The following is a 13124-nucleotide window of genomic DNA, read 5'->3' on the forward strand; positions in this document are numbered from 1 at the left end:
CGAAGTAGAAAATAAGACTAAATAGAATAATAAAACATTTATTTCATACCATTTATGAAAAATGATATCAATGGATATATTGAGTACGAGTAAGACCTTTTTGAAAAGCTTTGCCCGCAAGGCTTTGTCTGTGGTCAATTTGCAATTGATGGCCAGAGTCTGTAAAATAATTTTAACAAATTAATTATTTCTCGCGGTACGCAGTGCCACCTATTTGAAAAGTGCGGTTTGACCGCACTTTGTCGTTGAATAACAGGAGAATCGATGAACTATCAAGAAATTGAAAATATTGAGTTGACGTATCTGACCATGGAAGATTATCCGCAGCTCAAGCAGGCGATGATTGAATCCTACGCCACATTGGAAGATGCCTATTGGAAGGAAGATCAAATCGAAGCGTTGATTGACAAATTCCCTGAAGGCCAGGTGATCATTAAAGTTAACGGCGATTTGGCCGGCTGTGCGCTGTCGATCATTGTCGATTATCAAAAATACGACGATAACCACACATATAACCAAATCACCGCCAATGAGACGTTTGATTCTCACGACAACGACGGTGATATGCTCTACGGCATTGATATTTTTGTGCGCCCTGAGTTCCGTGGCTTGCGCCTAGGCCGCCGCTTGTATGACTACCGTAAAGAGTTGTGTGAAAAGCTCAATTTGAAAGGGATCACCTTTGGTGGGCGGATTCCGAATTATCACAAATACAGCGACGAGCTCACCCCGAAGCAATACATTGAAAAAGTGCGGATGAAAGAAATTCACGATCCGGTGTTTAACTTCCAGCTCGCGAACGACTTCCACCCGCGCAAGATTTTGCGCCGTTATCTGCCAGGTGATGCAGGCTCAAATGATTATGCCGTGCTGCTGCGTTGGGATAATATTTATTACGAAAAACCCACCGATGAAGCCACCACCAACAAAAAGACATCCGTTTGGGGCTGATTCAATGGCAAATGCGTTCGTATAAAAATGTCGACGAGCTGATGCAGCAAGCGGAATATTTTATTGACGCAGTCTCCGATTATCAGTGCGACTTTGCCCTCTTCCCTGAATTTTTCAACGCACCGTTGATGGCGAAATACAACCATTTGTCTGAGCCTGAGGCAATCCGTAAATTGGCGAAATACACCCAGCCGATTGTCGATAAATTCGCGGAGCTGGCGATTTCGTATAACATCAACATCATCACAGGCTCGATGCCTGAACTGCGCGATGGCAGTTTGTACAACGTGGGCTACTTGTGTAAGCGCGACGGCACGCAAGACCGCTACGAAAAAATTCACGTCACGCCGGATGAAGAGCGCGTGTGGGGGATGGTTGGCGGCAGCCAAATCAAATCCTTTGACACCGACTGCGGTAAAATCGGGATTTTGATCTGTTATGACTCCGAGTTCCCTGAATTGAGCCGGATTTTGGCCGACGATGGCATGGATATTTTGTTTGTGCCGTTTTTGACCGACACGCAAAATGGCTTCTCACGCGTGCGTTATTGCGCCCAAGCGCGTGCGATTGAAAATGAATGTTTTGTTGCGATTGCAGGCTCTGTCGGCAACTTGCCTAACGTGCACAACATGGACATTCAATACGCACAATCGATGATTTTCACGCCGTGTGATTTCGCCTTCCCAACCAATGGGATCAAAAGCGAAGCCACACCAAACACCGAAATGGTGCTGATTGCTGATGTCAACATTGACGATTTGCGCGAGCTGCACCAATTTGGTAGCGTGCGCAACCTCAAAGACCGCCGCAAAGATGTGTACGAATTGCGCAAGAAGAAACCGCGCAACAGCGCGAAATAACCGCACTTTTCATTTTCAAGGGGCTTCGGCCCCTTTTTTTGGCTTAATTTTGATTTAAACCGCCTTTTTATGCATTTTCCGCTCTATTTTTGGCGCACAAATTGTTAAAATAAGCGCGCTTATCGCAAGCACAATTTTAGGGTATTGAACTGGTTGGCCTTGGGCTTGCCACTTTGTCTATTTTCAACGGAGCAATTATGTTTCTGATTCAATTTGCAATAGTATTACTGTGTATCTTGATCGGTGCGCGCATTGGCGGGATCGGTCTTGGTGTTATGGGGGGGATGGGCCTTGCTGTGCTGGCCTTTGCGTTTGATTTACAACCAGGCAGCCCGCCAATCGATGTGATGTTTATGATCATGGCAGTGGTCTCTGCCGCAGCCGCGATGCAAGCGGCAGGTGGTTTGAATTATATGATCAAAATCGCCACCAAAATTTTGCACAAAAACCCTAAACACATCACCTTTGTTGCCCCTGTGGTGACGTATGTCTTCACCTTTTTAGCCGGTACAGGTCACGTAGCCTACTCTGTGCTGCCTGTGATTGCAGAAGTGAGCCGCCACAACGGCATCCGCCCAGAACGCCCACTGTCTATGGCGGTGATCGCGTCACAATTTGCCATCGTGGCCAGCCCAATTGCGGCCGCTGTGGTCACCATCGTGAAATTCCTTGAGCCACAAGGCATCAAACTCACCGATGTGTTGATGGTCACCATCCCGGCCACCGTGTTGGGCATCGCGCTGGCGTGTGTGTTTGTGAACAAAATGGGTAAAGAACTCAGCGAAGATGAAAACTACCAACGCCTGCTCAAAGACCCGAACTACCAAAAACACAACTCTACCAGCACAACCGACATTGAAAGCATGCAAGTGACCCCAACTGCCGTGCGTTCTGTGGCGTTGTTCTTATTCGGTGCATTGTTAGTGGTTATCATGGGTGCCTTCCCTGGCATTCGACCGCACTTTGACGGCCAACCTATGGGCATGGCGCACACCATTGAAATCGTGATGCTCACCATCGGTGCGTTGATTATCTTAACCTGTAAACCAGATGGCAACGAAATCACCCAAGGCTCTGTGTTCCACGCCGGTATGCGTGCGATTATCGCCATTTTCGGTATCGCGTGGCTAGGTGACACCTTGGTTGCCGCCCACAAACCTGAAATCATTGAAGCCGTGCAAGGCTTGGTACACGCCGCACCATGGACATTCGCACTGGCGTTGTTCGCGTTGTCTGTGATGGTTAATAGCCAAGGCGCCACCACGGTGGTGTTAGTGCCCGTTGCGCTGACCCTCGGCTTGCCTGCCCATGTGATTATCGCAACCTTTGTGGCGGTGAACGGTTACTTCTTTATCCCGAACTATGGCCCAATCATTGCCTCTATTGACTTTGATACCACCGGCACAACGAAGATCGGCCGCTTTATCTTCAACCATAGCTTTATGATTCCAGGCTTGCTGAGCATGGTGTTCAGCTTGGTGTTTGGCTTTATCTTCGCCAACTTGTTCCTGTAATCACCCCTTAATCAAAAATCACGTGCCTCGGCGCGTGATTTTTTTATGCCAAAATGGCTGCAACCGCACTTTGAATGCTTTCAACAACGCCTTTTGATTCATTTTAGCACCCCGCAGCTCATCAAGCGCGCGCCTGAGCTCGGCGTTAGGCTGGTTGTGTAAAAAGCGCTTAAGCGCTGGCAAGGTGGCATGCAAAGTGCGGTTGGCGTGGGCAAAATCCCACAACGCTTGATAGTCTGAGGGCTGCAAAGTGAAATCAGGTATATGAGGGAACTCTGCGCACAGCGGATGCTCGCTTAACGGGAAATCGCGCGCAAACCGCACTTTGGCCTGGATGAGCAACTCGCGCCCTGCCTGGCTGATGGCGCGCAGCGCCACCGCACTGAACAACCCGCTGCTGGCTTCAGTCAATGGCGTGAAGTGGACAATCTCAAAACCGCACTTTTGCCAAAAAAGGGCAAGCTCGCGCGTGTAGCCAAAGCTGACAGAATAGAAATCAACACGATGTTGGGCAAGGAGGTGCTCAATCAGCGCCTTAGCATAGCCGTGGCGGCGATGCGCTTGTGCCACCGCAATGCGCGAGATGCGGATGCTTTGAAGTGTGGCGGCGGCTTTTAGCCCCGCTTGAAAGCACAATAACTGCGCGCCCAAATTGCCAGGCGGCTGGCGCTGGCCGAGATAAATCGCATCACTCAACGGCTCGGGCAAATTGCCCTCCTCTACCGCCCACAGGGCAGCGATGCAACGCGTGGCGTGAGTGTGTTGATAAAGCCACTGCCCGCTGGCGTCCAGCATTCGGCGTAAATCGAGCGGCGTGGTACGATAATGCGCCTGGCGCAAAAGTTGGTAGCACGCCAGTTTGTCTGCCATGCACGCAACCTGTGAGATGCCCTCACCTGCCACGCTTGGCGCGCTGCAATGGGTGATGCCAATCAGCGCATTAACCCACTGCTCAAGCCTATCGTTTTCAGCCCAGCGCAAGGGCGTGTGCAACGTGTAGTGTTGCGCGTGGGGGAAGCGCTGCCGCCATTTCAGCGCAATGCCTTGGCCTGTGCCCTCGTAGCCGTCAATGGTGGTGGCCAGCACGCAATGCTGCGCGCGGCTCGCGAGCGCTTCGAGCAGTTGCAGTGGCAGCATCGCTGCTTCATCAATCACCAGCCAATTGCATTCTCGCAGGCCCGCTTTGAGCTCAGCAAGCAGGGCATCAGGGGCAACAAAGTGCGGTTGGCCGCCTGCAAATTGGCGCAAAGTGGCGACCGCACTTTTATTCGCCGCCGTCACGGTCACCTCACGCCCCAACGCGTTCACCAGTTGGCCAAGCAAAGCGGATTTGCCCCGCCCACGTGGCGCGGTGAGCAGGCTGACGCTGGCCTTTAGCGAGCGAATGTGCGCCAACACTGCCTGCTGATGGGCAATTGCCGCGGGCGGTGGCGTGTACTGCGCCGCAGGTGGCGCAATGGGCAGTGTTTGATGAGCCAAATCCACCACCGGCCAGCCAAATTTCGTCACTTGCGTTTTGAAAAAATGGAAAAAGTGCGGTGTGGCGATGGTGCTATGATTGTTCCAGCGCTGGCTGTCACCATCGGGCAGCAGCTCAAGTGCGGTGTAATCGGGTAATAAGATATACAAACAGCCAGCCGCTTTGATGCAAGCGGCCACAATGGCTAAGCTGTCAAGGTGGAAATGGAGCGCGCCGTTGTGGCTGAAATCCAACAGCGCGCAATCAAAGGTTTGGCCAAGGGCATTGCGGCTGTGGTTGAAGGCATAAAATTGCACCGTTGACGGCAGGCTGCCTGGGCGCTCGCGTGCGCAATACAAACAGTGCTGGCCTTGCGCAAAAATGCGCGTGCGCGCCGCCTGTAGCGTCGTTTCATCACCAAAGGCAAGCACACAGTGGCGCTGGTGGCTCATTCACGCTCCGCATGATACGGGTCGTCAAAGCCTAGGCGCGCCATGATCTCACGCTCTAAGCCTTCCATCTCTTCGGCTTCGGCGTCGTTTAGGTGATCATAGCCTTGTAAATGCAAACAGCCGTGCACCACCATGTGCGCCCAATGTGAAAGTGCGGTTTTGCCCTGCTCTTTGGCCTCGCGCTCAACCACTTGGCGGCAAATCACCAAATCACCGAGCAGCGGCAAATCGACCTCGCTTGGGCACTCAAACGGGAACGAGAGCACATTGGTGGGGTAATCTTTGCCGCGATACGTGCGGTTGAGGGTTTGGCTCTCGTCTTCATCGACAATGCGCACGGTCATCTCAAGGCCGTCGTCGCGCACCGCACTTTCCGCCCAGGTTTCAATCTGCTCAGCCGTGGGCAGGCCTGTTTCATCTTGGCAGGCAATTTGCAAATCAATGGTGATCATCTTGCATCTCACGTTCTTTGCGCCGCGCTTGTGCGGCCTCTAATCGGCGCTGCTCGTCGGCGCGCTCCCATACTTCGTAGGCTTGCACCACTTTGGCCACCACCGGATGGCGCACCACATCGCGGCTTTCAAAATAGTTAAAGCTCAGCTCAGGCACCTCACTTAGCACCTCCATCGCATGGCGCAGGCCTGACTTTTGCCCGCGCGGCAAATCCACCTGGGTGACGTCGCCGGTGATCACCGCTTTGGAATTAAACCCGATGCGGGTGAGGAACATTTTCATCTGCTCAATGGTGGTGTTTTGGCTCTCATCAAGAATGATAAAGGCATCATTGAGGGTGCGCCCGCGCATGTACGCGAGCGGCGCAATTTCAATCACCTTGCGCTCCATCAATTTTTCAACCTTTTCAAAGCCGAGCATTTCAAACAGCGCATCATAGAGCGGGCGCAAATACGGCTCAATTTTCGCGCCTAAATCCCCTGGCAAAAAGCCGAGTTTTTCGCCCGCTTCCACCGCTGGGCGGGTGAGCAAAATGCGGCGCACATCTTGGCGCTCCAAAGCCTCCACCGCGGCCGCCACAGCGAGGTAGGTTTTGCCCGTGCCCGCCGGCCCAATGCCAAAGGTGATGTCATGGCGCAAAATATTGTGCAAATAATTGACTTGGTTCTCGCCACGCGGCTTAATCACGCCACGCTTAGTTTTTATCGTGGTGGCATAAACTTTCGGCGCTGGGCTGCGCGGTTGGCTGTCGTCTTGTTGCAGCAAAATGCGGCTTTCTTGCATGGCAATGTGAATATCTTCCATATCCAGCTCTTTCACCTTGCCTTTAACTGGCGCGGTGTCAACATAAAGCTGCTTAATCAAATTCTCGACCGCACTTAAGATGGCATTTTGCGCGGGGCTTTGGGCTTTCAGGGTAAAGGTGAAATCAAAGCGCGCCACGCGCACGGCAAAGGTCTCTTCAATTTGTTTTAAATGGGCGTCAAACGGCCCGCATAAGGATTGCAGCCGCGCGTTGTCTTGCGGCGCGAGTGTGAATGTGGTTTGGGAAATATCGCTCAAAATAACCTCTCTTAAATTTGCCCTAGTATAACGCGTTTAGGCACAAGAAAAAACCGCACTTTAAGTGCACGTTGAAGGAGGCAAAGTGCGGTTGGTTTAACGCATTTGGAATTTGCGACGCAACGCACGCAGCAGCAAGAAGACCCACGGCCACAAAATGCCGCTGAGCACCGCGCCAACCAGCTCTTGAGGGTTGAAGCGCGCGCTGTGCATGAACAGCTCAAGCAAAAAGATGGCGATGTCGATCACAATCACCGAGAGCACCGCGATCATGCTTTGCAGCCACAGTGAAAGATTACGCAGCACAAGGTAATTTGAGGCAATGATAAAGGTGAAAATCGATAATGTGAGCGCGTGCACGCCCATGATCGAGCCCAGGCTGAGATCCCACACCAGCCCGACGACAAACGCCCAGCCAATGCTCACGCGGTTTGGCAGCGCCATCACCCAATAAAACAGCACCAGCACCAGCCACGCAGGGCGAAAGCCTTGGAAATCTGCCGACCACGGGGTGATTTCCATAATCAAGGCAACCACAAAGGTGGTGGCTAACACTAGGGTTTGTAAAATCCAACTGCCGCGCATTATGGGTTGTCCTCCCGCAGGGCGTCTTGTTGCTGCTGATTCGCATCAGCGGGGTCTAAATCTTGGTTGTGTTTGTCTGCCTCGTCGCCTGTATCATTGAGCTCGACCTTTTCTTTCACGTTTTGCTCACGTTTTGGTGTGAGGTAATCCGACGGCTTGGCAGAAAGGCGCTGGCGCACAGCGTTGCGCACATCTTCAGGCGAGATGGAGTGCGCGCGGTGCAGCTCGTCGTTGACCGGCCACAGCAAAAGCAAATACCGCAAGCGCTCAAGGGAGGCCAGCGGGCGCGCGGTGATGGTGGCAAAATAGTTTTGCTTATCGCGCGAAACGCTATCGACAATCGCCACCGGGTACCCCTCCGGGAAGCGGCCACCGAGACCCGATGTCACCAGCAAATCGCCTTTGATGATATCCACCGAGCGGGCAACGTTGTCGAGCTGCAACTCGTCGCTGCGGCCTGTGCCACTGGCAATCACGCGCACGTCATTACGCAACACTTGCAGCGGGATGGAATGGGTCACGTCAGAAATCAACAACACGCGGCTGGTGGTGGCGCCAACGGAGATCACCTGCCCGACCACGCCTTTTTCATCAATAATCGGCTGGCCGACAAACACGCCATCTTTGCTGCCTTGGTTGATCACCACCTGTTGGCGATAAATATCCGTTTCCGCCGTGAGCACTTCGGCGATTTTTTTATATTCGTCGTAACGCAGTGGCGAATTGAGCAGCAAGCGCAGGCGTTGGTTTTCAACCTTGAGTTGGTCAAGCAACAGGAGATCAGCATTTTTTTCGCTCAGCTGCTGCTTGAGCACTTTGTTTTCGATTTGCAGTTTGGAGGCATCAACAAAGTTGTCAGACACGCCGTCAAGCACCGTGCGCGGCATATTGGCAAAATAAAACAAGCCGCTAATGGAGGTTTCCATCAGGCTGCGCAGCTGGATCATCGCGCTACTGCGCCCATCGCCAATCATCAGCAAAATGGACGCCACAATCGCCAAAATCAAGCGAATGCCTAATGGCGGTGCTTTTGAAAAAATGGGTTTCATTCACGTGTCCTAGGGCGGCGAGCCGCCCTAATGGGCATTAGTCATCACTGAAGATGTCGCCACCGTGGGTGTCGATCATCGAAAGTGCCTCGCCGCCGCCACGGGCCACGCAAGTGAGAGGATCTTCGGCGATGATGACCGGCACGCCCGATTCACGCGAGAGCAAAATATCAATATTTGGCATCAACGCGCCACCACCGGTGAGCACCATGCCGCGCTCGAAAATGTCTGCTGCCAGCTCTGGTGGGCAAGACTCAAGTGCGGTGCGCACGGCGGTCACAATGCCGCTGAGTGGTTGCTGAATGGCTTCTAGCACATCTTTGGAGGTGAGTTTAAAGCTGCGTGGTGCGCCCTCAGCCAAGTTGTGGCCGTGGACTTCAATCTCTTTGATTTCATCGCCTTCTTCAATGAAAGCGGTGCCGATTTCATGCTTGATTCGCTCTGCGGTGGCCTCACCGATGGATGAGCCAAAGGTGCGACGCACATAGGCGATAATCGCTTCATCAAAGCGGTCGCCACCAATGCGCACAGAAGAGGAATACACCACGCCATTGAGGGAAATCACGGCCACTTCAGTTGTGCCACCGCCGATGTCAATCACCATCGACCCTGTTGCAGAAGAGACGGGCAATTTCGCACCAATTGCCGCAGCCATTGGCTCTTCAATCAAATACACTTCACGCGCGCCTGCACCAATGGCAGATTCTTTGATCGCACGGCGTTCTACTTGCGTAGCACCGGCTGGCACGCATACCAGCACACGCGGACTTGGGCGCATGAAGTTGTTGCGATGCACTTGTTTGATGAAGTATTGCAGCATTTTTTCGGTCACAAAAAAGTCTGCAATCACGCCGTCTTTCATCGGGCGAATGGCGGCGATACTTTTGGGTGTACGCCCAAGCATCATTTTGGCATCACGGCCAACGGCAGCGATGGATTTGAGTGAGCCGACGCGATCTTGACGGATAGCCACAACCGATGGCTCGTCGAGTACAATCCCTTGCCCTTTGACATAAATCAGGGTGTTTGCAGTGCCTAAATCGATCGAAAGATCGTTAGAAAAGAGGCCACGAATTTTTTTAAACATAGTAATTCCGATTTGAATTTGAGAGTTAATTGTGTTTGGCAGAAATTGCGCTCAATGTATCAAAATCTGCGCCCTTGCTCAACTTTAAATTGCAAAAAGGCACAGATTGTTTCTGGCAAAACCGCACTTTTATTTTACCTTTTTCAGCATTGGCGCCAAAAAGCGCGCGGTGTGGGATTTTGCATTTTTGCACAACTGCTCTGGCGTGCCGGTGGCGATAATTTCACCACCGCCGTCACCACCTTCAGGCCCAAGGTCCACAATCCAATCGGCGGTTTTGATCACATCCAAATTGTGTTCAATCACCACCACGGTGTTGCCTTGATCGCGCAGGCGATGGAGCACGCTAAGCAGCTGCTTGATATCAGCAAAATGCAGCCCTGTGGTGGGCTCATCAAGAATGTAGAGCGTTTTGCCTGTATCCCGTTTCGACAGCTCAGTGGCGAGCTTCACGCGCTGCGCCTCCCCGCCAGAAAGCGTGGTCGATGACTGCCCCAAGCGGATATAGGATAGGCCTACATCCATTAAAGTTTGCAGCTTGCGCTTGATGGCAGGGATGGCATCAAAAAACTCGCACGCCTCTTCCACCGTCATGTCCAAAATTTGGTGAATGGTTTTGCCTTTGTACCGCACTTCAAGAGTTTCGCGGTTGTAGCGTTTGCCTTTACATTGATCACACGGCACGTACACATCAGGTAAAAAGTGCATTTCAACTTTGATCACACCATCACCTTGGCAGGCCTCACAGCGACCACCACGCACATTGAAACTAAAGCGCCCTGGCGTGTAGCCACGCGCGCGGGATTCTGGCACGCCTGCAAAGAGCTCACGAATCGGCGTGAAAAGCCCCGTGTAGGTGGCCGGGTTTGAGCGCGGCGTGCGCCCAATTGGGCTTTGGTCAATGTCGATCACTTTGTCAAAAAAGCCCAAGCCATCAATGCTGTCATAGGGCGCCACATGGGTGTTCTCTGCGCGGTTAAGGGCATTTTGCGCCAATGGGAACAAGGTGTCATTAATCAGCGTTGATTTGCCCGAGCCAGACACCCCCGTGATGCAGGTGAACAAGCCAACGGGAATGGCCAAATCGACGTTTTTGAGATTATTGCCGCGCGCGCCTTTGAGCGTCAGCCAGCGTTTTTTATCCACAGGCGTGCGCTTTGGCGGCACCTCAATTTTTTCAATGCCGGCTAAATAGCGCCCTGTTAAGGATTTGGCATTTTTCATTAGCTGCTTGGCGGTGCCCTGCGCCACCACATTGCCGCCGTGCACACCCGCACCAGGGCCGATGTCGATGATGTAATCCGCCGCCATGATGGCGTCTTCATCATGCTCAACCACGATCACGGTGTTGCCGAGATCGCGCAGGTGGGTTAAAGTTTTCAGCAGCCGCTCGTTGTCGCGCTGGTGCAAGCCGATGGACGGCTCATCAAGCACATACATCACGCCCACCAAGCCTGCGCCAATTTGGCTGGCAAGGCGAATCCGTTGCGCCTCACCGCCAGAGAGCGTTTCCGCCGAGCGCGAAAGGGACAGATAATTAAGCCCGACATTGACCAAAAACGACAACCGCTCTTTGATCTCTTTTAAAATTTTATCGGCGATTTGGGCGCGCTGGCCTTCTAATTTCAGCCCTTCAAAAAACGCCAGTGCACTGCCAATGCTGCGCTCGGCCACATCCGGCAGGTTGAAATTGTTGATAAACACATGGCGCGCCTCGGTGCGCAGGCGCGAGCCGCCACAATCACGGCACGGGCGGTTGCTGATCAGCTTGGCCAACTCTTCGCGCACGGCGGTGGATTCCGTCTCTTTATAGCGGCGTGCCATGTTGTTCAAAATGCCCTCAAACGGATGCTTACGCACCACGATATCGCCGCGATCGTTGACATAATGAAAGTCGATTTTTTCACTGCCAGAGCCGTGCAAAATGATCTCTTGCACTTTTTTCGGCAATTTTTCAAACGGCTGGTTGATGTCGAATTTGTAGTGTTTGGCCAGCGAGGTCAGCATTTGGTAGTAATAAAAATTGCGCTTGTCCCAGCCTTTCACCGCACCATTGGTGAGGGAAATGGACGGATTTTGCACCACGTGTTTTTCATCAAAATATTGCTGCACGCCCAGCCCATCACAGCTTGGGCAGGCGCCAGCGGGGTTGTTGAACGAGAACAAGCGCGGCTCCAGCTCAGCAATGGAATAGCCACAATGCGGGCAGGCAAAGTTGGAGGAGAACAACAGCTCTTCAATCTCATCTTGGTTATCCATCGGTGCCACCACCACGGTGCCGCCTGAAAGCTCAAGTGCGGTTTCAAAGGATTCCGCCAAGCGGGTGGCGATGTCTGACCGCACTTTGAAGCGATCAATCACCACCTCAATGGTGTGCTTTTTCTGCAATTCTAGTGTGGGTGGGTCGGAGAGATCGCAAACTTCACCGTCGATCCGCGCACGAATAAACCCTTGCGCAGCAATGTTTTCCAGCAATTTAACGTGCTCACCTTTGCGCTCTTTCACCACAGGTGCCAGCAGCATCATTTTGCTGCCCTCTGGCAGCGCGAGGACTTTATCCACCATTTGGCTGATGGTCTGCGCCGCCAAAGGTACGTCGTGCGTTGGGCAGCGCGGCTCGCCAATGCGCGCGAACAGCAAACGCAGGTAGTCATAAATTTCGGTAATCGTACCCACGGTTGAACGCGGATTGTGCGAGGTGGATTTTTGCTCGATTGAGATCGCTGGTGAAAGCCCCTCAATGTGGTCAACGTCGGGCTTTTCCATCAAGGATAAAAACTGCCGTGCATAGGCCGAAAGCGACTCCACATAGCGCCGCTGCCCTTCAGCATACAGCGTGTCAAACGCCAGCGACGACTTGCCGGAGCCAGACAGGCCAGTTATCACCACTAATTTGTCACGGGGGATAGTCAGGTCAATATTTTTTAGATTGTGCGTGCGTGCACCACGAATCTCAATGTTATCCATTATCACTACTCTGTTTGTAAAATTGGTACGATTATCGCAAATCATAAAAACTGTGTAAACATCCAGTATTTTTTCTTTTAAATTAGGTGATTTTTTTTCGAAAATCAGGCAAGATAGGCAGCTATGGATCTAACAGCCGAAACAAAGAGGATTTTATGGCGGGAGTGAACAAAGTAATTATTGTAGGCAACCTTGGTAATGACCCAGAACTGCGCACCATGCCAAACGGTGAAGCGGTGGCCAACATTAGCGTGGCAACCAGTGAATCATGGCGCGACAAAAATAGCGGCGAAATGCGTGAAGTGACCGAATGGCATCGCATTGTGCTATTTCGTCGTTTAGGTGAAATTGCTGGCGAATACCTGCGCAAAGGCAGCAAAGTGTATGTTGAAGGGCGTTTAAAAACCCGCAAATGGCAAGACCAAAACGGGCAAGACCGCTACACCACTGAGATCATCGGCGACAATTTGCAAATGTTAGACTCACGCGGCGATCGCACCAATCAAGGCGGCGGCTACAACCAAGGTAACTACAACCAAAGCGCACCGGCCCAAAACAACTTCAATCGTGGCAACGCGCAATCAGCCCCAAAACCACAACCACAACAAACAAAGCCTCAGCACAGGATAACTTCGCCGACCCATTCACCGACGATGATATCCCGTTTTAACAAAAATAAGCTAAA

General features: G+C 52.3%; 10 protein-coding genes and 1 pseudogene. 4 read left to right on the forward strand and 7 right to left on the reverse strand.

The annotated features are described in order from the left end of the window. The first annotated feature begins 264 nt into the window (after nucleotides 1-264). The 3 genes from HPC37_RS10300 (at nucleotide 265) to HPC37_RS10310 (ending at nucleotide 3325) form a co-directional block, all read left to right on the forward strand. Nucleotides 265-951 (forward strand): GNAT family N-acetyltransferase, encoded by a 687-nt coding sequence (locus tag HPC37_RS10300; protein WP_208123030.1) that lies wholly within the window; start codon nucleotides 265-267, stop codon nucleotides 949-951. Next, nucleotides 942-1811 (forward strand): carbon-nitrogen hydrolase family protein, encoded by an 870-nt coding sequence (locus HPC37_RS10305; RefSeq protein WP_208123031.1) that lies wholly within the window; start codon nucleotides 942-944, stop codon nucleotides 1809-1811. Before HPC37_RS10300 ends, HPC37_RS10305 begins: the two co-directional genes overlap by 10 nt. Before the next feature lie 197 nt (nucleotides 1812-2008). Further along, the gene (locus tag HPC37_RS10310; protein WP_208123032.1) at nucleotides 2009-3325 is read left to right on the forward strand and encodes an anaerobic C4-dicarboxylate transporter; all 1317 of its coding nucleotides are present in this window, start codon (nucleotides 2009-2011) and stop codon (nucleotides 3323-3325) included. Nucleotides 3326-3343: 18 nt separating this feature from the next. On the opposite strand, the gene HPC37_RS10315 is transcribed toward HPC37_RS10310, so the two are convergent. From HPC37_RS10315 to uvrA, 7 genes are all read right to left on the reverse strand, one after another. Continuing rightward, nucleotides 3344-5236, reverse strand: a complete 1893-nt coding sequence (locus HPC37_RS10315; protein ID WP_208123033.1) for a GNAT family N-acetyltransferase — start codon at nucleotides 5234-5236, stop codon at nucleotides 3344-3346. Then, nucleotides 5233-5688 (reverse strand): rRNA maturation RNase YbeY, encoded by a 456-nt coding sequence (gene ybeY / locus HPC37_RS10320; RefSeq protein WP_208123034.1) that lies wholly within the window; start codon nucleotides 5686-5688, stop codon nucleotides 5233-5235. The genes HPC37_RS10315 and ybeY overlap by 4 nt, the downstream gene beginning before the upstream one ends. Then, nucleotides 5675-6751: a PhoH family protein gene (locus tag HPC37_RS10325; protein WP_208123035.1), complete on the reverse strand. Its 1077-nt coding sequence runs from the start codon at nucleotides 6749-6751 to the stop codon at nucleotides 5675-5677. Before HPC37_RS10325 ends, ybeY begins: the two co-directional genes overlap by 14 nt. A 96-nt stretch (nucleotides 6752-6847) precedes the next feature. Further along, nucleotides 6848-7336 carry a rod shape-determining protein MreD gene (mreD, locus tag HPC37_RS10330; protein WP_208123036.1) on the reverse strand — a complete coding sequence of 163 codons (489 nt, stop codon included), beginning with the start codon at nucleotides 7334-7336 and terminating at the stop codon, nucleotides 6848-6850. Beyond that, nucleotides 7336-8385, reverse strand: a complete 1050-nt coding sequence (gene mreC, locus HPC37_RS10335) for a rod shape-determining protein MreC (RefSeq protein ID WP_208123037.1) — start codon at nucleotides 8383-8385, stop codon at nucleotides 7336-7338. The genes mreD and mreC overlap by 1 nt, the downstream gene beginning before the upstream one ends. A 37-nt stretch (nucleotides 8386-8422) precedes the next feature. Next, nucleotides 8423-9472 carry a rod shape-determining protein gene (locus HPC37_RS10340; RefSeq protein ID WP_208120594.1) on the reverse strand — a complete coding sequence of 350 codons (1050 nt, stop codon included), beginning with the start codon at nucleotides 9470-9472 and terminating at the stop codon, nucleotides 8423-8425. Between the two features lie 129 nt (nucleotides 9473-9601). Continuing rightward, complete coding sequence (uvrA, locus tag HPC37_RS10345; RefSeq protein WP_208123038.1) at nucleotides 9602-12439, reverse strand: excinuclease ABC subunit UvrA; 2838 nt, start codon at nucleotides 12437-12439, stop codon at nucleotides 9602-9604. 155 nt (nucleotides 12440-12594) lie between these two features. Between uvrA and ssb the strand changes: the two are divergent. Next, nucleotides 12595-13109 (forward strand): annotated as a pseudogene (gene ssb / locus HPC37_RS10350) (single-stranded DNA-binding protein). Nucleotides 13110-13124 lie beyond the last annotated feature (15 nt).

Source organism: Spirabiliibacterium mucosae (assembly GCF_014884965.1).
GTDB lineage: Bacteria > Pseudomonadota > Gammaproteobacteria > Enterobacterales > Pasteurellaceae > Spirabiliibacterium > Spirabiliibacterium mucosae.